14 protein-coding genes are annotated in these 19,175 nt (G+C 72.5%); 8 read left to right on the top strand and 6 right to left on the bottom strand.

Translation table 11 applies throughout. The annotated features are described in order from the left end of the window. The first annotated feature begins 88 nt into the window (after nucleotides 1-88). The 3 genes from BKA00_RS26455 (at nucleotide 89) to BKA00_RS26445 (ending at nucleotide 9,034) form a co-directional block, all read left to right on the top strand. Nucleotides 89-6,607, top strand: coding sequence for a type I polyketide synthase (locus BKA00_RS26455; RefSeq protein WP_185029254.1), 6,519 nt, complete (start codon nucleotides 89-91; stop codon nucleotides 6,605-6,607). Between the two features lie 38 nt (nucleotides 6,608-6,645). Next, on the top strand, nucleotides 6,646-7,980 hold the full coding sequence (gene ccrA, locus BKA00_RS26450) for a crotonyl-CoA carboxylase/reductase (protein ID WP_185029252.1): 1,335 nt from the start codon (nucleotides 6,646-6,648) through the stop codon (nucleotides 7,978-7,980). A gap of 169 nt (nucleotides 7,981-8,149) precedes the next feature. Beyond that, nucleotides 8,150-9,034, top strand: a complete 885-nt coding sequence (locus BKA00_RS26445) for a carbohydrate-binding protein (RefSeq protein ID WP_185029244.1) — start codon at nucleotides 8,150-8,152, stop codon at nucleotides 9,032-9,034. Between the two features lies 1 nt (nucleotide 9,035). Here BKA00_RS26445 and BKA00_RS26440 read toward each other — a convergent pair whose 3' ends face one another. Beyond that, nucleotides 9,036-9,488 (bottom strand): Lrp/AsnC family transcriptional regulator, encoded by a 453-nt coding sequence (locus tag BKA00_RS26440; RefSeq protein WP_185029243.1) that lies wholly within the window; start codon nucleotides 9,486-9,488, stop codon nucleotides 9,036-9,038. 108 nt (nucleotides 9,489-9,596) lie between these two features. Between BKA00_RS26440 and BKA00_RS26435 the strand changes: the two genes are divergently transcribed. Both BKA00_RS26435 and BKA00_RS26430 read left to right on the top strand, forming a co-directional pair. Then, nucleotides 9,597-10,205, top strand: coding sequence for a LysE family translocator (locus BKA00_RS26435; protein WP_185029241.1), 609 nt, complete (start codon nucleotides 9,597-9,599; stop codon nucleotides 10,203-10,205). A 135-nt stretch (nucleotides 10,206-10,340) separates the two neighbouring features. After that, on the top strand, nucleotides 10,341-11,222 hold the full coding sequence (locus BKA00_RS26430; protein WP_185029239.1) for an RpnC/YadD family protein: 882 nt from the start codon (nucleotides 10,341-10,343) through the stop codon (nucleotides 11,220-11,222). A gap of 159 nt (nucleotides 11,223-11,381) precedes the next feature. Here the strand turns inward: BKA00_RS26430 and BKA00_RS26425 are convergent, their stop codons facing one another. Then, entirely contained in the window at nucleotides 11,382-13,400 is a 2,019-nt protein-coding gene (locus BKA00_RS26425; RefSeq protein ID WP_185029238.1) for a glycoside hydrolase family 15 protein, read from the bottom strand. 80 nt (nucleotides 13,401-13,480) lie between these two features. After that, nucleotides 13,481-13,942 (bottom strand): hypothetical protein, encoded by a 462-nt coding sequence (locus BKA00_RS40900; RefSeq protein ID WP_476692262.1) that lies wholly within the window; start codon nucleotides 13,940-13,942, stop codon nucleotides 13,481-13,483. Between the two features lie 429 nt (nucleotides 13,943-14,371). On the opposite strand from BKA00_RS40900, the gene BKA00_RS26415 reads away from it, so the two are divergent. Continuing rightward, complete coding sequence (locus BKA00_RS26415; protein WP_476692261.1) at nucleotides 14,372-15,691, top strand: PucR-like N-terminal domain-containing protein; 1,320 nt, start codon at nucleotides 14,372-14,374, stop codon at nucleotides 15,689-15,691. On the opposite strand, the gene BKA00_RS26410 is transcribed toward BKA00_RS26415, so the two are convergent. Beyond that, nucleotides 15,672-15,953, bottom strand: coding sequence for a hypothetical protein (locus BKA00_RS26410; protein WP_185029234.1), 282 nt, complete (start codon nucleotides 15,951-15,953; stop codon nucleotides 15,672-15,674). The genes BKA00_RS26415 and BKA00_RS26410 overlap by 20 nt on opposite strands. A gap of 126 nt (nucleotides 15,954-16,079) precedes the next feature. Between BKA00_RS26410 and BKA00_RS26405 the strand changes: the two genes are divergently transcribed. Both BKA00_RS26405 and BKA00_RS26400 read left to right on the top strand, forming a co-directional pair. Continuing rightward, the gene (locus BKA00_RS26405; protein ID WP_185029232.1) at nucleotides 16,080-16,829 is read left to right on the top strand and encodes a GntR family transcriptional regulator; all 750 of its coding nucleotides are present in this window, start codon (nucleotides 16,080-16,082) and stop codon (nucleotides 16,827-16,829) included. Then, the gene (locus BKA00_RS26400) at nucleotides 16,826-17,380 is read left to right on the top strand and encodes an NUDIX domain-containing protein (protein WP_185029230.1); all 555 of its coding nucleotides are present in this window, start codon (nucleotides 16,826-16,828) and stop codon (nucleotides 17,378-17,380) included. Before BKA00_RS26405 ends, BKA00_RS26400 begins: the two co-directional genes overlap by 4 nt. On the opposite strand, the gene BKA00_RS26395 is transcribed toward BKA00_RS26400, so the two are convergent. After that, nucleotides 17,358-18,428, bottom strand: coding sequence for a HAMP domain-containing sensor histidine kinase (locus tag BKA00_RS26395; RefSeq protein WP_230298770.1), 1,071 nt, complete (start codon nucleotides 18,426-18,428; stop codon nucleotides 17,358-17,360). The genes BKA00_RS26400 and BKA00_RS26395 overlap by 23 nt on opposite strands. Then, nucleotides 18,425-19,111, bottom strand: coding sequence for a response regulator transcription factor (locus BKA00_RS26390; RefSeq protein ID WP_230298771.1), 687 nt, complete (start codon nucleotides 19,109-19,111; stop codon nucleotides 18,425-18,427). The genes BKA00_RS26395 and BKA00_RS26390 overlap by 4 nt, the downstream gene beginning before the upstream one ends. Between the last annotated feature and the right edge of the window lie 64 nt (nucleotides 19,112-19,175).

The raw sequence follows: 19,175 nt of genomic DNA, 5'->3' as shown, positions 1-19,175 counted from the left end.
GGGTGCGCATCGTGAGTCGGTCATCGTAAGACAAAGTGGTCCCTCCGCTTCGACGAACGATCCCGGCTTCATGGGGGGAACCCACCGCATGCAGAGCAACGATCGTTCCGGAGCCGCGCGGGAGAACGCGCAGGACGAGACTCGGATCAGCGAGGATTCGGTCCGCCGGCACCTGGTCGAGCAGATCGCGCGCCGCTCCGGGACCACCGCCGCCGAAGTCGACCCCGACCGCCCGCTCGAGGAGTTCGGTCTGGCCTCCAGGGACGCCGTCGCGATCGCCGGCGAGCTGGAGCAGATGCTCGGGCGGTCCCTCCCCGCCACCCTCGTCTGGGAACATCCGACGATCAACAAGCTCTCCGTCGCGCTGGCCGGCGGGCCCCCCGCGCAGACCCCGGCGCCGGAGCCGGCCGCGCGGCGGGCCGCGAGCGACGAGCCGATCGCCGTCGTCGGCGCCGGGCTGCGGTTCCCCGGCGGCGGCCGCGACCTGACCGGGCCGGACGACTACTGGCGCTTCCTGACCGGGCGCGGCGACGCCGTCCGCGAGGTGCCGGACGGCCGGTGGGACGCCTTCGACGACGGTTCCCCCGAGGTCGGCGACCTGCTCGGCAGCACGACGCGGCTCGGCGGCTTCCTGCGGGACGTCGCCGAGTTCGACGCGCAGTTCTTCGGCATCACCCCGCGCGAGGCCGCGGTGATGGACCCGCAGCAGCGGCTCGTCCTCGAAGTGGCGTGGGAGGCGTTCGAGCACGCGGGCATCGGCCCGGCGTCGCTGCGCGGCAGCCGCACGGGCGTGTTCGTCGGTGTGTCGGCGCCGGAGTACGCCGCGTTCACCGCCTCCGACCTGGCGTCCCTCGAACCGTTCACGGCGACGGGCGCGTCCCTCAGCATCATCGCCAACCGGCTGTCGTACCTGCTCGACCTGCGCGGCCCCAGCATGATCGTCGACACGGCGTGCTCGTCGTCGCTGGTCTCCACGCATCTCGCCGTGCAGGCGCTGCGCGGCGGCGAGGCCGACGTGGCGCTGGCCGGGGGCGTGAACCTGCTGCTGTCGCCGACCGTCACGATGACGTTCGACCTCGCGGGCGGGACGGCGGCGGACGGGCACTGCAAGGCGTTCGACGCCTCCGCCGACGGCATGGTCCGCGCGGAGGGCTGCGGCGCCGTCGTCCTGAAGCGGCTGTCGGACGCGGAACGGGACGGCGACCGGATCCTCGCCGTGATCCGCGGCTCCGGCGTCAACTCCGACGGGCGCTCGAACGGCCTCGTCGCCCCGAACTCCGACGCGCAGCGCTCCCTGCTGCGGGACGTGTACGCGAGCGCGGGCATCGACACGCGGCAGGTCGACTACGTCGAGGCCCACGGGACGGGGACGTTCCTGGGCGACCCGATCGAGGCCAAGGCGGTCGGCGAGGTCCTCGGCGCGGGCCGCGACCCCGAAGAGCCGCTGCTGCTCGGGTCCGCGAAGTCCAATCTCGGGCACATGGAGTCGGCGGCGGGCATAGCGGGCCTCATCAAGACGGTCCTCGCGCTGCACCACCGGGTCATCCCGCCGAGCGCGCACTACAAGGAGCCCAACCCGCACATCCCGTTCGACGAGCTGCGCCTGGCGGTCGTCGCCGAGGAGACGCCGTGGCCCGACCGGGGACGTCCCGCACGGGCCGGTGTGTCCGGGTTCGGCTTCGGCGGGACGAACGCGCACGTCATCCTGGAAGAGGCTCCCGCGCGGGAGACGACCGTCCAGCCGGCCGCGGTCAGGACGTTCCCGCTGTCCGACACCAGCGACGACCGCATCCGCGACCACGCGGCCCTGCTGGCCGAGTGGCTCCCGAACCAGGACGTGAAGCTCGCCGACGTCGCCCGCACCCTGCACCGGCGCGCCGGCCGCGGACGGTCCCGGGCCGCCGTCGCCGCCAGAGACCGCGCGGGGCTCGTCGAAGGGCTGACCGCCCTGGCCGAAGGGCGTCCCCACCCGGGCGTGGTGACGGGTACGGCGCTCGGCGCGCCCGGCCGTCCCGTGTGGGTGTTCTCCGGGTACGGGGCGCAGCGCGCGGGCATGGCGCAGCGGCTCCTGGAGGAGGAGCCCGCGTTCGCCGAGGCCATCGACGACCTGGACGGCCTGTTCGCCGAGGAGGGCGGCCCCGACCTGTGGGCGCTCCTCGAAGAGGGCCGCAGGCCGGACGGCCCGGCCGACGCGATGCCGGTCCTGTTCGCGATCCAGATCGGCCTCGCCCGCATGTGGCGGGCGTACGGCGTCACGCCGGGCGCGGTCGTCGGCCACTCGATGGGCGAGGTCGCGGCGGCCGTCGTCGCGGGCGCCCTCACCCTGGAGGACGGCGTCCGCGTCATCTGCCGCCGGTCCCGCCTGCTGACGCGGCTCGTCGGCGGCGGGGCGATGGCGGTCCTCGGCGCGTCCGCCGCGGAGGTCGCGCGCCTCGGCGAGGGCCTGCCCGAGGTCTACGCGGCCGTGCACTCCTCTCCGAGGCAGACCGTGGTGACCGGCGACGCCGGCCAGGTCGCGGAGATCGTCGAGAGGGCCGAGGCCGAGGGCCGGCTCGCCCGGATGGTGCGGGCCGAGGGCGCCGGCCACTCGCCCCAGGTCGACCCGCTCCTCCCCGAACTGCGCGAACTCCTCGCCGGCGTGGGCGCCGAGCGGGGCGCCCCGCTCGCCGAGGGCATCAGGCTCTACACCACCGCCCTGGACGACCCCCGCGCGTACCTCGGCTCCGCGTCCGCCCTCGGCGTCGACCACTGGGCCGCGAACCTGCGGAACGCGGTGCGCCTCACCGACGCGGTCGCGGCCGCCGCCGACGACGGGTTCCGGACGTTCGTCGAGGTCAACGCGCACCCGATCCTGGCGCACGCGGTCGGCGAGACCCTGGAGGGGACGGGCGCGCTCGTCACCCACACGCTCAAGCGGGCGCCGAAGGGCCAGGAGACCGACGACACGCTGACGTTCCACGCGCAGCTCGCCACCCTGGCCGCGCACGGCCACGCGATCGGCAGGCCCGCGGACGGGCGGGTCGTCGACGTTCCGCAGTCGCCGTGGCGGCACGAGCGGCACTGGGTCGACCTGTCGGCGCGCACGTCGGGCGGGCGCGACGAGCATCCGCTGCTCGGGGCGCATGTGGAGCTTCCCGGCGAGGACCGGCACGCCTGGCGCGCCGACGTCGGCCTCGCGGCGCAGCCGTGGCTGCGCGCGGCGGCTGTTCACGGACTGCACCCGCTGCCGGTGTCGGCGTTCGCGGAGATGGCGCTCGCCGCCGGGGCGGCCGCGCTCGGCACCGAGGACGTCCGCGTCAACAGCCTGTGGATGGAGCGGCCGCTCGCGCTCGCCGACCACACGACCGTGACGACGACGTTCACCGAGGGGGAGCAGCGGGTGGAGATCCACGCGCTGACCCCGGCGGGCACGTGGACGCGGCTGGCCAGCGCGGACGTCGGGGAGGACCACCGTCCCCCCGCGGCGTCCGGGCCGGGCGCGGCCACCGAGGTCGCCGCGGCGGAGCGCGGCAGCCGCCACTACCGGCTGCACCCCGAGGTCTTCGGCCGCTGCCTGTCCGTCCTGTCGGACGAGGCGGCGGGCGGCGACGGCGGCGTCTGGCGGGCCGAGACGATCGGCAGCCTCCGCGTGTTCGGCCCGACGCACCGCGGCGGCCACGTCCAGGCGAAGGTCGTCCGGGCCGACGAGGGCGTGACGGGCTCGGTCGCGCTCCTGGCGGCGGACGGCCAGGTCCTCGCCGAGGCGACCGGCATCGTGCTCCGCCGGGTCGAGCGCCACGACATCCCCGTCCCGCTCGCCGACAAGCTCGTCGAACTCGTCTGGGACGAGACGCCCCTTCCGGAGGGCGCCGAGCCGTCCGAAGGCGGCACCTGGCTGGTCCTCGCCGAGGAGGGCGACGCGCTCGGCGACGCGACCGCCTCCGGGCTGGAGCGGCGCGGGAAGCGCGTCATCCGGCACCGGCCGACGAACCGGCCGCCGGACGACCATCCGGCCATGGCCGAGCCGGTCGAGGGCGTCGTGCTCGTCCCGTCCGCCGATCTCGTGGACGAGGAGCTCGTCCTCGCCGTCGCGGGGGTGAGCCGCTCGCTGCCCGACGGTCCCCGCCTCTACGTCGCGACCCGCTCCGCGCTGCCCCTGGCGGGCGAGGGCGTGCCCGGCCACGCGTTCGTCAGCGCGCTCACCCGGGTTCTGGCGTTTGAACGCACCGCCCAGCGGGCCACCCATGTGGACGTCGACCGTCCCGCCGATCTGGTCGCGGAACTGCTCGCGGGCGACGACGCGCGGGAGGTCGCCTGGCGCGCCGGCACCCGGCGCGTGGCGCGCCTCGCGCTGGCCGTCCTGCCGGAGACGCCGGCCAGGAAGAGGCGCGCCGTCCGGCGCGGCGGCGCGTACGTCGTCACCGGCGGGTACGGCGGGATCGGCCTGGTCACCGCGCGGCTGCTGGCCGAGCGGGGCGCCGGGCGCATCGTCCTGTCCGGGCGCGGCGGCCCCGGCGCCGACGCCGAGAAGGTGATCGCCCGCCTGCGGGAGGACGGCGTCGACGTCGGCGTCGTGCTCGGCGACATCGCCCAGCCCGGCACCGCCGAACGCCTGGTCAGGGTCGCCCAGGAGGGCGGGACCAGGCTGTGCGGGGTGGTGCACGGCGCCGGAGCGATCGACGACCGGCTGATCGCCGACCTCGGCCCGGAGGATCTCCACAGGGTGTGGACGGCGAAGGTCGAGGGCGCGCGGCGGCTCAGCGAGGCCACCTGGGACCTCGACCTCGACTGGCTCGTCACGCACTCCTCGGCGGCCGCGCTGCTCGGCTCCCCGGGGCAGGCCGCCTACGCCGCCGCGAACGCCGCGATCGACGCGCTCATGGCGTACCGGCGCGCGAACGGGCGCCCCGGAACGACCATCAACTGGGGCACGTGGTCGCAGGTCGGCGGCGCCGCCGAGACGTCGGTCGCCGTCATCGACCCGATCAGCCCGGCGGAGGGCGCGGAGGCGCTGGAGGCGCTCCTCGTGCACGGCAGGGCGGCGACGGGCGTGCTGCGCTTCGACCCCGCCACCGCCGTCGGCCTGTTCCCGGAGATCCGGAACATGCCGTACTTCGCCGCGCTCACCGAGGCCGCCGGGGAACTCGGCGGGGACGACGCCGGCGACTGGCCCGGCGTCGAGGCGCTAGGGGGGCTCGACCCGGCCACCGCCCGCAGAATGATCGCCGCGCAGGTCAGGCACCGGATCGCGGCCGTGCTCGGCTTCGACCCGCAGCGCCTGGACCCGTCCGTCCCGCTCACCGACCTCGGCCTGGACTCCCTCGTCGCGGTCCGGATCAAGAGCGGCGTCGAGCACGACCTCGGGCTGACCGTCCCGGCGTCGGTGCTGCTCCAGGGCGCCAGCGTGAACGTCTTCGAGGAGTGGGCGGCCGGCGAGCTCGGCCTCGCCGACGCCCCCGCCCCCGCCCCCGCGGCGGTGCCGAACGCCGAGTCCGGGTACGTCATGCCGCGCGACGCCGCCGAGCGCCTCGCCGTCCGCATCTTCGAGGACGTCCTCGGCCTCGACCGCGTCGGCGTCACCGCCGACTTCTTCGCCGACCTCGGCGGGCGGGACCGCGACGCCGACCGGGTCGTCGCGCTCGTCGCGCGGGAGCTCGGCGGCGAGGTCACCCGCGGGGAGCTGTTCGAGACGCCGACGGCGCAGAACGTCGCCGAGTACCTCAGGGCGGCCGACGAGGAGGCGGCGCGGCAGACCGTCCGGCCGCTCCACGGGCTTTTCTCCGGGGGGCGTGGGGGGTCGTCCCCCCACGATGACTCCGGCGGCAGGCGGCCGATCTTCATCGCGCACCCGGCCGGCGGCACCACCGCCTGCTACCGCCAGCTCGTCGACCTGCTCGGCGACGACCAGCCGGTGTACGGGCTGGAGCGGTTCGAGGACGCGCCGCCGGTCGAGGAGCGCGCCGCCCGCTACGTCCGGCACCTGCTGGAGGCGCAGCCCGAGGGCGCGTTCCGGCTCGGCGGCTGGTCGTTCGGCGGCGTCCTCGCCTACGAGACGGCCCGGCAGCTGCGGGCGGCGGGCCGCGAGGTCGAGTTCGTCGCGCTGTTCGACGCCGGCCTCCCGCTGGCGGTGGACGACGAGTCCGACACGCTCGCCCGGCGCTTCTCCGCGTTCGCCGACTACATCAACGAGACCTACGGCCTGGAGGTCGCCCTCACCTACGAGGAGCTGGCCGGGCTCGACGAGGAGTCGCAGTTCGCGCTGGTCATGGAGCGTGCGGCGCCCCTGGTGGACCACATCCCCCCGGCGGCGCTCACCCACCAGCTCACGTCCCACCAGGACACCCGCTCCCTGGAGGCGTACAAGCCGGAGCCCTACGACGGCCACGTCGTCCTCTACCACGCGCCCGAGGAGACCCCCTGGGCCGTGCGGGACGCGCGCTACGCGCTCGACGGGACCAACGGTTTCGGTGGGCTCTGCGCCGACCTGGAGATCGTCACGATCCCCGGCGCGCACCATCTCAACCTGCTCGATCCGCCCGGTGTGGGCGTTCTCGCCGCGCACCTGGAGGCCCGGCTCGCGGGACGGCGGGAGAGCGACGCCGTCCCCGCGCCGATCACGGCCCGCTGAGGGCCGCCCCCCGAACCCGTTCCACGGAGGACATCCCCATGGCCCACCCCGGCCCGTCCCACGCCCTGCTCGACGCCGTCCGGTCCGGCGCGAGCGGTCCCGAGCTGCAGGAGATCGACCTGCCGACCCGCTTCCGCGCGGCGTTCACCCGCAAGGACGAGGTCGGGATCTTCGAGGGCCAGACCGACAAGGACGTGCGCCGCTCCCTGCACGTCGGCGAGGTCGAGATGCCCGAGCTCGCGCCCGACGAGTGCGTCGTCGCGGTGATGTCCGCCGCGATCAACTTCAACACCGTCTGGTCGGCGATCTTCGAGCCGGTCCCCACGTTCGCGTTCCTGGAGAAGTTCGGCCGGCAGGGCTGGTACGGCGCCCGGCACGACCTGCCGCACCACATCCTCGGTTCGGACGGCTCGGGCGTCGTCGTGCGCACCGGCAGCGGCGTGAAGAGCTGGAAGGTCGGCGACAAGGTCGTGCTGTCCCCGTCCTACGTGGACGAGGAGGACCACGGCTCCTACGACGACGGCATGATGTCGGAGAGCCAGCTCGCGTGGGGCTTCGAGACGAACTTCGGGTCGCTCGGCGAGTACTGCATCGTCAAGGCGAACCAGCTGATCCGCAAGCCCGCCCACCTGACGTGGGAGGAGGCGGGCTCGAACACGCTGTGCGCCGCGACCGCCTACCGGATGCTCGTCGGTTCGCACGGCGCCCGCATGAAGCAGGGCGACGTCGTGCTGATCTGGGGCGCGACCGGCGGCCTCGGCTCCTTCGCGACGCAGCTCGTCAGGAACGGCGGCGGTATCCCGGTCGCCGTGGTCTCCTCCGAGGAGAAGGCGGAGATCGTCCGGTCGCAGGGCTGCGAGCACGTCATCAACCGCAACGACCTGGAGCTCGGCGAGCAGGGCCTGCGGCACCCCAAGGCCGGCCGGATGCTGGGCGAGGCGATCCGCCGGCTCGTCGGCGAGGACCCCGGCATCGTGTTCGAGTACCTCGGCCGCGAGACGTTCGGCGCGTCCGTCTACGTCGCCAAGCGCGGCGGAAAGATCGTCACCTGCGGTTCCTCCACCGGGTACCGGCACGAGTACGACAACCGGTTCCTGTGGATGCGGCTGAAGAGCATCATCGGCTCGCACGGCTTCAACTACCACGAGGCCGTCGAGACCAACCGGCTGATCGGGCTCGGCATGATCCATCCGACGCTGTCGAAGGTCTTCCCGCTGGACGAGGCCGGGGACGCGACCCGCGCCGTCCAGACGAACCAGCACATCGGCAAGGTCGCGGTCCTGTGCGCCGCCACCGGCGAGGGCCAGGGCGTGGACGACCCGGCGCTGCGCGAGCGCATCGGCGAGGAGAAGCTCAACCTCTACCGCCGCTGACCCACGCCGGCGGGACGGGCCCGGAGCGCGGGGCCCGTCCCTTTGTTTCTACGCCTTCTGAAGGCGGGTTGAAAAACGTTTCGTTGACAGTACGAGGCGCGGATAGCGATTCTTTGGGACGGCATTAGCGCGCGCTAGCAGACCGCCCCCCGCCAAAAGGAGTCGCGTGATGCAGCGTCGAACCCTGCTCGCCTGCGCCGTTCTCGCCGCCTTTACCGCCATTCCCGCCGCGAGCGTCTCCGCGGCGCCGGGCCCCGCTCCCGACCCGTCCGGCCCGAAAAGCGGGCACGTCGCGGGCGCCCGCACATTCATCCCCGACGCCCGCAACGCCCAGGCCGTGCGGAGATTCCGCGACCTGCACCGCTCCCGCCTGCGCCGTGAGCAGATCCATCACTTCTGGGGCGTCGAGCCGGCCGCCGGCTCCCACGACGGGCTGACGGCCACCCACAGCGTCGACACGAGCTACCGGGTGTCGAACGGCGCCGACTTCACCTACACGCCCACCATCAAGGCCGCCGGGTCCTGCATGGAGATCACGACCGTCTACTCCCAGGCCGTCGGGAACGAGATCTGGGCCTGGGACTGGTGCGGCGGCAACGGACCCGCCAAGGAAGTGAAGATGGACGCGAACTTCCTCCGGACCTACACCAGGAGCGTGAACGGGCGCCCCTCCTACAGCGTTCAGCTCGTCAAGACGAACGCCTCCACCAACGCGTGGTCGGCGTACCTCTACAACCACACCACGAATTCCTGGAGCCTCTTCTACAGCAAGTCGGGCCGGGACACGAGCTCGCTCGCCTACGGCTGGGACATCTTCGAGATCTACGCGTCCCGCGACCCGAGCACGGGCAACGCCTACTACTGCGCGGACGCGAAGAACGTCGTCTTCGAGAGCAGTTCCATCCAGCTCCGCCGGAACGGCGCCTGGAGCCCGGCGACCGCTTCGGACTCGCCCTGGCAGCCGACCGCGACCCCGAATCCCCGCGACTATCTGTGCCCGTCGCTGCGATTCGTCCGCGCCGGCGCGAACGACCACTGGATCGTCAGGCAGTAGCTCAGGTGGGCAGCGGCCGATCGTTCACGACGTGCTTCATGACGAGCGTGGAGTTCAGCCGCTGCACCCCCGGCAACGCCGCGAGGACGTCGTCCTCCAACTCCTGATAGGCCTTCAGATCCGCGGTGACGATGCGCAGCAGATAGTCGGGATCGCCGAAAAGACGCTGGGCCTGCACCACCTCCGGCACCCGCGCGACGGCGGCCTCGAAGCCGAGCAGCGTGTCGCGGTCCTCCTGCCGCATGGTGACGAAGACCAGCGCCTGGAAGGTCAGGCCGAGCGCGGCGGCGTCCACGACCGCGCGGTATCCGCGGATCGTGCCGCCGCGCTCCAGCTCACGCAGCCGCCGATGGCACGGCGAGACGCTCAGCCCCACCCGCGCCGCCAGCTCGGTGACCGTCAACCGGCCGTCCTCCTGGAGCACGGCAAGGATCTTCCGATCGATGGCGTCCACAAAGCAGATTCTTCCACAAAACGATTTCAATCGGCCAAAAGTTGAAACCATTTTCCGCCAGTTCAAACGTATTCTCCCCGCAATGGCCGCCAGCCGGGGAGGAACGCGATGGCGACGGAACCGGTGCTCGCGTTCTGGGCGGTGGCGCTGCTGCTGATCGCCGTCCCGGGCGCGGACTGGGCGCTCACCATCGGCGCCGGACTGCGCGGCGGGGTCGTCCCCGCCGTGGCCGGTCTGGTCACCGGCTACGCCGCGGTGACCGCGATCGTCGCCGCGGGCGTCGGCGCACTCGTCGCCGGTTCCCCGTCCGCCCTGACGGCCCTCACCGTCGCCGGCGGTCTCTACCTCGTCCAGCACGGCGCGACGACCTTCGCCCGCCCCTCCGCCCTCGACGTCCGGACCGGCGCCGGCGCCGGCTGGAGCACCTACCTGCACGGCATCGGCGTGAGCGGCCTCAACCCCAAGGGCCTGCTGATCTTCCTCGCCCTGCTGCCCCAGTTCACCGACCCGCGCTACGCCTGGCCGATCCCCGCGCAGCTCGCCGTCCTGGGCCTCACCTTCATGACCACCTGCGCCGCGTTCTACCTCTGCCTCGGCACCCTGACCCGCACGGTCCTGGACCCCCGCCCCGCAGCAGCCCGCGCGGTCACCCGCCTCTCGGGAGCCGCGATGACCGCCCTGGGCGCATGGCTCGTCCTGGACCACATCCTGCCCTGACCAGCACCGACACCGTCCTCCCCGGCCAGCCCGATGGCGCGATCGAGCTATCGCGATCCTCTCTGCCATGGCCCGCAGGGAGGAAAACACCTCATTAGCTCAACGTTGCCAAGTGATTACTCTTAGCTTGCTCTCATGCCCACCAACAACCACGAGCTGCCGCTGGAGATGGTCCGCAACAGGCCGCAACTCGTCCCCGAGATGTTGCGGAGCGTCTTCGGCCTCGACGTGTCCTGCAACGCGCGAGCCACGCTGGCCTCAGAGTCCTACGCCGACACCAACCCCGCCGAACTGCGCTGCGACGCCACCGTCCTCCTCGGCGACCCGGAGTCGCCCGCCCTGGGCGTCGTAGTGGAATCCCAGCTGCGAGTCTTAAGCCAGAAGACCTTCAGCTGGCCCGCCTACCTGGCGTCACTGCGCCTGCGGCGCCGCTGCCCCGTGATGCTTCTCGTGCTGTGCCCGGACGAGGCCACGGCCAAGGGGTGCGCCGTCCCGATCGACATGGGGCACCCCGGCTGGGTGCTCGAACCCCTGACCGTCCATCCCGGGACGCTCCCGCCGATCACCGACCCGGCCCAGGCCCGCCGCCTCCCCGAACTGGCGATCCTCAGCGCCCCCGCCCACGTGGACGGCCCTCAGTCGGACGCCGTCATCCGAGGCCTCCCCGCAGCCATCGGCTCACTCACCGGTGACATCGGAAAGCTTTATCATGACTACGTACTGTCGCGGTTCTCTGACGCCGCCCGCAAACTCCTGGAGGAAACGGTGAAAATCGATAACTACGAGTGGCAGTCAGAGTTCGCCCTCACCCACCGCGCCGAGGGCCGGGCCGAGGGCCGCGCCGAGGGCTGCGCCGAAGGTGAGGCCAAAGCACTCCTGCTCATGCTCAAGACGCGCGGGCTCGAAGTTTCTGCGGACGTGCGTGCCCGGGTCGAGGGGTGCACCGATTCCGAGCAGATCGAGCGCTGGATCCAGCGTGCGGTCAGTGCCGATTCGGCTGAGGATCTCTTCACCTGACGCCTTGACCAGCAGCGCGGTGGACGATCGCATTGCCGCACGAAGAAGACCGGCTCGTGCCCCGAAGGGAACGAGCCGGCCCGGTGGTGTTGCTGTGGTCGTGCCGACCCGCGCCCGAAGGCGCGGGCCGACACGATTCACTTGCTGCCGTTCCGCGAGTTACGCGGCGCGGCTGGTGCGCGAGGCCGCCTCAGCGGCCTGCGCCTTCTCGAGTTCGGCCATGATGACCTCCCAGAGAAGGGCGAACCAGATGACGGCCTGGTAGACGTACGCCTGGTTCAGGTTCCCGAGGGCGCGGCCCCCGGGGGTGTTCTCCTCGGAGGCCTGCCGCACCCGGTTGAAGGTGCCCATCAGCTCCCCCATGAGGGTCTCGGCACGCTGGAGCATGCCGAGCTGGAGGAACACGATGGCCAGCCAGCCCGTGATGTTGTTGAACAGCCCCTCCTCGGCGAGGGAGATGCCGTCCTGGAACTCGGCCGCGTGGTAGCGGACGTGCCCCTTGCCGACACGGAGCCCCTTGAGGGGTCCCGCGGTGGTGTGGGGTTCGTCGATGGCGAGCGCCGTGGCGCGCACCAGCTCCTCGTCCCCGGACTCGAACATGTCCGGCGCCTGCATGAAGGCGAGGAGGATCGACGAGTCCAGCACGGGCACGTCGGGCGCGGCCACGATGACGCCGCGCTTGACGCAGTTGTCCCGCACCCACGGCATGACCTTGGCGGCCAGGGCCTTGTACTCCCGAGCCTTGTCCTGCTCCCCCGCCATCTCGAAGATCTTGGAGAAGTAGGCCAGAGCCTGGCCGTTGAGGATCTGCGCCGAGGCGTAGACCCTCAACTTCGCGCCGTTCTCCTGGTTCTCCGCGGGGCGGATCTCCCAGACGCCGGAGCACGGCTTGAACATGGCGTCCCTGGCCTGCTCGGCGAGGGACGCCACGAACTCCAGGTCGATCAGACCCTGGAGCGCCAGGCGGTAGCACACCTCCGCCGCGTACGAGGTCCAGTCGTGCTGCTTCTGGTCGCCCGCGCCGTTGCCGACGCGGTAGACCGAACCGCGGTGACCGATCCCCGGGATGATGATCTCGCCGTTGTCCGCGACGTTGCCGCCGTCGACCTCGTGCATGATCGCCAACCTGTGGCGGATGTCGTGCAGCTTCTTGTACCACCGGTACCGCGCCAGGAGGACCTTCTGGTCTCCCGCGTCGGTCAGGCTGAGAACCGTCAGGCCGGCGTCACGCTCCCAGTCCTTCAGGTAGTCCCAGCACCGCACGGCCAGGCCGAGCCGCGGGTCGTCCTCCGGAAGGCTCCGGGTGGCGGCGGCGTAGAACGAGCCTCCGTCCCCGTAGCCCAGCAGCCGCAGGTTGATCGCGCTTTGGATCGCGATCCCGGCGTACTTGCCGCGGAGGTTCCGCAGGCTCTGGACGTACTTCAGCCAGCCCTTCTCGGACTCGACGATGAGGCGCTTGGCCTCCTTGTCGGTCCGCGGCGACAGGCTGTCGTGTCCCCCGACCGCGAAGAAGGCGGACTTCTTGGCCTTCAGGGGCAGAGACCCCCTGACCGAGGTCCCGCCCTCCCCGAACGTGAGGTGCATGTTGGTCGTGAAGAACATCTTCACGTTCCCCACGGTGGCGACGTACTCCGTGAAGCCGCGCCCGGAGCGCAGGACGGTCCACTGGACCGGCTGCTCGCCCGCGTGGCCGTAGCGGAGGCGGAAGTCCAGCGTGGCGGTGATGCTCCCCCTGTCACAGGTGAGCCTTCGCACCAGCTGGTTGCCGTCGGGGGTCGTCGGGGACCCCACCATGACGGCCCGCTCCCGGGCTTGCCCCGTGGGGCTCGTCCAGGTCGACACCAGGGTGGCCGAGTTGGCCTTGAGCCGCATGTCGGTCGGTCGGTCCTGACCGGCGACACCGAGTCGGAACGCGGTGTCCTCCGTCCCGTCGTACAGGCCGTTGCAGACCGGCACGCCGTGGCCGAAGGGAACGTTCCACGAGCAGACGTTCCCGTCGGGGCCGAAGACCGCGAGGCGGCCGTGGCCGTTCCCGATGACGGCGGTGTCGCCGATTTCGGGCGACTCGTACTTGCGGCCGATGACGCCGGCGATGCCGGCGGCGACGGCCGTCGCCGCGGCGTCTGCGGGGCTTCGCCACCGCATCCGCTGCAGCTCTACTGAGAGCTCGCTACGCATAGCGTTCTCTCCTCTCTGGGTTGTTGGGTGTGTTGCGTGCGCCACGTGAGGTGGCACACATTCGTGACTGTCCGTGGATGTCAGACGGAGGCAACACACCGGACACACGCAGGACTTGCGGGCGTCACCGTCCCGCCATTCACGCCGACGTGATCATTGTTGAAAGGGGCAGGGGGGTGATAAATTGCCGCCTTTCGGCGTCGGCGAAGCCGGATCCCGGGACGTCGCGAAGTCGGCCTGACGGGCGCGGCGCGGGAGTCGCCAGGCACGACGAGGCTTACGACGCCGATCATGCGCGGAGGGCGGTCACTGTCCGGAGTCGTGTGGTCCGCATCGAGTCCCGCAGTCAGCGGTGTCAGGACGTCGATTTGGCCGCGTCCGGCCAACCCGAAGGATTCGGGCGCGACGCCTCGGTCGAGAGCGATACGGGCGAGCGCGAACGAGTAGCCGGGGCACGGTGCCGGGCAGTGGCCGGTGACCGGGCCGGCGTCGTAGTCCGCGCCCGCGGCGATCGACTTCAGATAGTTGCCGTACTGCACCACGAGCGGCTCGTCGAGGCCGAGGCGCTCCTCGATCGCCTCGGTGGTGGCGGCCCGGCCGACGTAGGCGGCGGCGATCTGGTCGTGCGCTGCCCGGCCGGCTTCGGTAACCAGAAGAAGATGCCGAAGGTCACCAGCGTGGTGAGCAGGAGCATGAGGACGGCGCCGACGAGGCGCCGGACGAAGTAGGCGAACACGTGTCCCGGTCCCGTCCGGCCCGGCCTCGCACCGGGCCTGAGCCAGGATGAGCGCCCTGTCGATCAGGCCGGTCTCGGGGAAGTCACGGAACCGCTTCCCCCGCGGAGAAGATTGTGAATTCTTCTCACGTCACCGGCCGAACCTGGTCGTTCGCCGACCTAGACTTTGCGCCTCGGGCAGGTCGCGGGTCATGATTTGCCCCACACAGGTCCCATAAGTAAGTAATTACCCCGTGTGAACGGCGCGCAACGCAGGGGGACGGAGCTGGGAGGTTCTGTGGCGAACGACGGTTCGACCACCAGCGGGCGCCCGTGGGCGGATCTGCCGAGGGAACTGGCGGATCACATGCGACCCCACCTCGACGAGGTGGCGGACGACATGATCCAGGAGATTCAGACGCGCGTCAGGGAGTACGACCGGCCGGGGGACGGCTCCTACTCGGGGACCCTCCGGCTCGCCGTCGAGCGCGTGCTCCACTTCTTCGTCGAGCGGGTGGCCGACCCCGGCCATGATCCCGCTCCGGTGACCGACTTCTTCCGCGCCATCGGCCGCGGCGAGGCGGGCGAGGGACGCAGCCTCGACGCGATGCAGACGGCGATGCGGGTCGGCGGCATGGTGGCGTGGCGCCGGATGACCGAGGGCGCCGAGGCCCTGCAGGTGCCGCCGCGCACGCTCGGCGCCGTCGGCGAGGTCCTGATGCAGTTCCAGGACGAGCTGGCGCACGCGGCCGCCGAAGGGTTCTCGCAGGCCAAGGCGGCGGTCGCGGGCGAGATGCAGCGCCGCCGCAAGCGCCTGCTCGACCTGCTGTTCGCCGACCCGCCGGCCGCGCAGGAGGCGATCGCCGACCTCGCCGCCGCCGCGCACTGGCCCGTCCCGCGGACGGTCGCCGCGGTCGCGCTGGGCCGGCACCACGCCGACACCCGCCAGCCCGCGTTCCCGCCGGACGTGCTGGCCGACCTGACCCGCCGCACCCCCAGCCTGATCATCCCCGACCCGGACGGCCCCGGCCGCGCCAAGCTGGTGGACCGCGCCCTGTCCGGGACGCTCGCCGTCGTCGGCCCGACCGTCCCGCTGATGGAGGCGGCGCGCTCGATCCAGTGGGCCCGCAAGACGCTGTGCCTGGTGCAGCGCGGCGTGATCGAGGCCGACAGCGGCGTGATCCGCAGCGTGGAGCACATGTCCACGCTGATCCTGTTCCAGGACGAGGGGCTCATCACCTCGCTGGCCGACCTGCGGCTCGCGCCGCTGGCGCACCTGCGGGCCAGCCAGCAGGACCGGCTCGCCGAGACGCTGCTGGCGTGGCTGCAGTCGGGGCGCAACGCCAACGAGGTCGCGATGCGGCTGCACGTCCACCCGCAGACGGTCCGGTACCGGCTGCGCCAGCTGGAGGAGCTGTTCGGCGACCAGCTCCTGGACCCGGACCTGCGCTTCGACCTGGAGATCGTGCTGCGCGCCCGGGCGCTGCTGGCCGACAACGCGGGGGAGCGGATCATGCCGCCGGCCCGCGCGGCGGTCGGGGAGTCCGGTGAGGTCGTCAGCCTGCGGCGGGGCTGACCGGGGGCGCCTGGCCGGGGCGGGAGGCCCGCAGCCGCTCGGCGGTGGCGACGCGCTCGGCCAGCCGGGTCTGCGCGTCGCAGAGCAGCCAGAGCTCGCCCTCGTCGGCGGCGACGATCTCTTCGAGGCAGCCGTTGAGGAGCTGGTAGTCCGACAGGGGGGTGACGCGGGTCGCGCGCAGGCCGGCGTCCGAGCGTTCGCTGTGCCAACCCGGCATGCACATGGTCGCCGACATGAAGCGGGGCTCCCTCGGTCGGTTCATGGTAGGTCTACCATAGGACCACCAAACACTGACCACAATGCGTTCGGCGCAACCCCAAGAGGGGGCGGGCGCGTGTGGGATCTGTACGGTATGAGGTCAATGCACCGACCTGGAGCAGGATCTGGTATGCCGCGACCCCCCGCGAAGGCACAGGCGATCAGCAGCGCGCTCGCCGCTCGTATCGTCGAGGGCGAGCTCGACCCGGCGGCCTGGCTGCCGTCCGAGCGGGAGCTGGCGCGCGTGTACGAGGCCGACCGCTCCACCGTCCGGCGGGCGCTGCGGCTGCTGGCCGAGCAGGGCCTCGTCCAGCTGAGGCACGGCGCGGGCGCGCAGGTGCGGGCCGCTCCGAGGGTGCGGCGCGCGGCGTCCGACATCACCCGGCAGGTCGGGGAGTGGCGCGGCTTCCACGTGTCGGCGCGGCGCGGCGGGCGGACCCCGTTCACCCGGACGTCCGTCGCCGAGGCCGAGGCCGACGACCGGCTCGCGTTCCGCCTGGACGTCCCGGTCGGGACGCGGGTGCTGGAGCGGGCTCGCGTCCAGGGCGTCGAGGGGGAGCCGCCCGTCCAGACGGCGACGACCTGGGTGATCCTTGAGATCGTGGAGGAGATCCCGGTGCTGCGCGAGGTCGACACGGGCCCGGGCGGCATCTACTCCCGGCTGGAGGAGGCGGGCTACCGGATCACGTTCGAGGAGTCGGTGACGTGCCGGCTGCCCCGCCCGGACGAGCAGGAGACCCTGGAGATCAAGCCCGACCAGCCCGTCCTGACGCTGTGGCGCCGCGCCCACGACCAGCACGACCGGGTCGTCGAGGTCACCCACCGGGTGGTGGTCGGCGACCGGCACGAGCTCGTCTACCGCTACGGGGCGGGCGTATGAGCGGCGAGGAGCGGCCCGCCGTGCGCCAGGTCGCGTCGCGGGTCGTCTACGAGAACGCGTGGATGGTCGTCCGGGAGGACGAGGTCGAGCGGCTGGACGGCTCGCGCGGCATCTACGGAGTGATCGACAAGCCCGACTTCGTGCTGGTCATCCCGGTGGAGGGGGACGGGTTCCACCTCGTCGAGGAGTACCGGTACCCCATCGGCCGGCGCACGTGGAGCTTCCCGCAGGGTTCGGCGCCCGGCCGGCGCGAGGCCGACCCGGAGGAGCTCGCCCGGCGGGAGCTCGCCGAGGAGACCGGGCTGCGCGCCGGGACGCTGCGGCGCCTCGGGTACCTGAACTGCTCGCACGGGATGAGCGGCCAGGGCTTCACGATCTTCGTCGCGTCCGACCTGGAGGCCGGGGAGGCCGACCGGGAGCCCGAGGAGCAGGACATGCGGCAGAAATGGGTGTCGCGGGAGGAGTTCAGGGCGCTCGTCCGGGACGGCCGCATCACCGACGACTCGACCCTCGCCGCGTACGCCCTGCTCACCATGGATCCGGACGGGTAGCGGGGTCCGGCGGGATCACCACCCGGATGCGGCAGCCGCTGGGGGTGTCCATGACGGTGATGTCGCCGCCGTGCAGTTCGGTGGCCCAGTTCGCGATGGCGAGGCCCAGCCCGGTGCCGCCGCCGGGCGTGCCCGCGCCGGACGCCGACCCGCGGGAGAAGCGCTCGAACACGCGGGCGCGCTCCTCGGGCGGGATGCCGGGTCCCTCGTCGGCCACCTCGATGACCAGTCCGCCGGGCGGGTTCGCGGGACGCGCCGTGACCGTGACGGGGCGGCCGTCCGGGCTGTGCCGGGCGGCGTTGTCGAGCAGGTTGGCGACGACCTGGTGGAGGCGGTCGCGGTCGGCGGCGGCGCGCAGGCCGGGCGCGACGTCCGGTTCGAACACCGCGTCCGGGCGGCCCGCCCGCGCCTCGGCGACGACGTCGGCGACGAACGCGGCGATGTCGAGGTCGGTCACGTCGAGCGCCGCCGCGCCCGCCTCGACCCGCGACAGGTCCAGGAGCTGGGTGACGAGGCGTCCGAGCCGCTCGGTCTGGTCGAGGGCCGTCTCCAGGACGTCCGGCGTCGCGGGGGTGACGCCGTCCGCGACGTTCTCCAGCACGGCGCGGAGCGCGCTGATGGGGGTGCGCAGCTCGTGCGAGACGTTCGCGACGAACTCGCGGCGCTGCCGGTCGACCTCGGCGAGGTCGGCGGCCATCCGGTTGAACGCCTGCGCCAGCTCGCCGACCTCGTCGCGTGAGGTGGCGCGGACCCGGCGGCTGTAGTCGCCGCGCGCCATCGCCCGCGCGGCCGCGGTCATCTCGCGCAGCGGCGCGGTCATGCCGTGGGCGAGCAGCTGGGTGACGACCAGCGAGAGGAGCACGCCGACCGGCATCGTCTGCCGCGCGCGGAATCCGAACGGGTACCCCCACAGCACGATGAGGACGGCGACGCACGCGGTCACGACGACCACGACGCCGAACTTCACCTTGATCGACTGGAGCGGGTCCAGCGGCCGGGGCAGCCGCGCCCACAGCCTGCGGGCGAAGCGGGCGCTCTCGGCGGTCACGGGGCGGCCTCCAGGCTGTAGCCGACGCCGTGCACGGTACGGATCAGCTCCTGGCCGAGCTTGCGCCGCAGCGCCTTGACGTGGCTGTCGACGACCCGCGTCCCGGACGCGTCGGCCCAGTCCCACACCTGCTCCAGCAGGACGGCGCGGGTGAGCACCGCGCCCCGGTTGCGCAGCAGGCACGCGAGCAGGTCGAACTCGGTCGGGGTGAGGTGCACCTCGCCGCCGTCGCGGCGCACCCGGCGGGCCCGCCGGTCGACCTCCAGCTCTCCGACGCGGACCGGCCCGTCGTCGGCGTCCATCGCGGGCCGCTCGACGCGGCGCAGCACGGCGCGGATGCGCGCCACCAGCTCGCGCATGCTGAACGGCTTGGTCACGTAGTCGTCGGCGCCGACGCCGAGGCCGACGAGCAGGTCGGTCTCGTCGTCGCGCGCCGTCAGCATCAGCACCGGCACGGGACGTTCCGCCTGGACCCGGCGGCAGACCTCGAGGCCGTCGAATCCGGGCAGCATCACGTCCAGCACGATGAGGTGCGGCTCGTACGCGCGGGCGCGTTCGACCGCGGACGGCCCGTCCCCGGCCGTCTCGACGCCGAACCCCTCGGCTGCCAGCCGGTCGGCCACCGCCCGCGCGATCGTCGGCTCGTCCTCAACGACGAGGACGCGCGTCTCGTGTCCACTCACGTCACCCGACTCTAGAAGGCCGGTTTGGGCAGGCAAGGTGTGATTTGTGCGGGAGCTGTGAAGA

Origin of the sequence: Actinomadura coerulea, assembly GCF_014208105.1 — a bacterium.
Classification (GTDB): Bacteria; Actinomycetota; Actinomycetes; order Streptosporangiales; family Streptosporangiaceae; genus Spirillospora; species Spirillospora coerulea.
This window is presented reverse-complemented; position numbering and strand designations above follow the sequence as displayed.

Excerpts from the sequence above, each read along its gene's own strand:
- BKA00_RS26430 (WP_185029239.1), top strand. The coding sequence starts at position 10,341 with ATGCCCACCAACAACCACGAGCTGCCGCTGGAGATGGTCCGCAACAGG.
- BKA00_RS26410 (WP_185029234.1), bottom strand. The coding sequence starts at position 15,953 with ATGAACCGACCGAGGGAGCCCCGCTTCATGTCGGCGACCATGTGCATG.
- BKA00_RS26445 (WP_185029244.1), top strand. The coding sequence starts at position 8,150 with ATGCAGCGTCGAACCCTGCTCGCCTGCGCCGTTCTCGCCGCCTTTACC.
- BKA00_RS26455 (WP_185029254.1), top strand. The coding sequence starts at position 89 with ATGCAGAGCAACGATCGTTCCGGAGCCGCGCGGGAGAACGCGCAGGAC.
- BKA00_RS26425 (WP_185029238.1), bottom strand. The coding sequence starts at position 13,400 with ATGCGTAGCGAGCTCTCAGTAGAGCTGCAGCGGATGCGGTGGCGAAGC.
- ccrA (WP_185029252.1), top strand. The coding sequence starts at position 6,646 with ATGGCCCACCCCGGCCCGTCCCACGCCCTGCTCGACGCCGTCCGGTCC.
- BKA00_RS26435 (WP_185029241.1), top strand. The coding sequence starts at position 9,597 with ATGGCGACGGAACCGGTGCTCGCGTTCTGGGCGGTGGCGCTGCTGCTG.
- BKA00_RS26405 (WP_185029232.1), top strand. The coding sequence starts at position 16,080 with ATGCCGCGACCCCCCGCGAAGGCACAGGCGATCAGCAGCGCGCTCGCC.
- BKA00_RS26400 (WP_185029230.1), top strand. The coding sequence starts at position 16,826 with ATGAGCGGCGAGGAGCGGCCCGCCGTGCGCCAGGTCGCGTCGCGGGTC.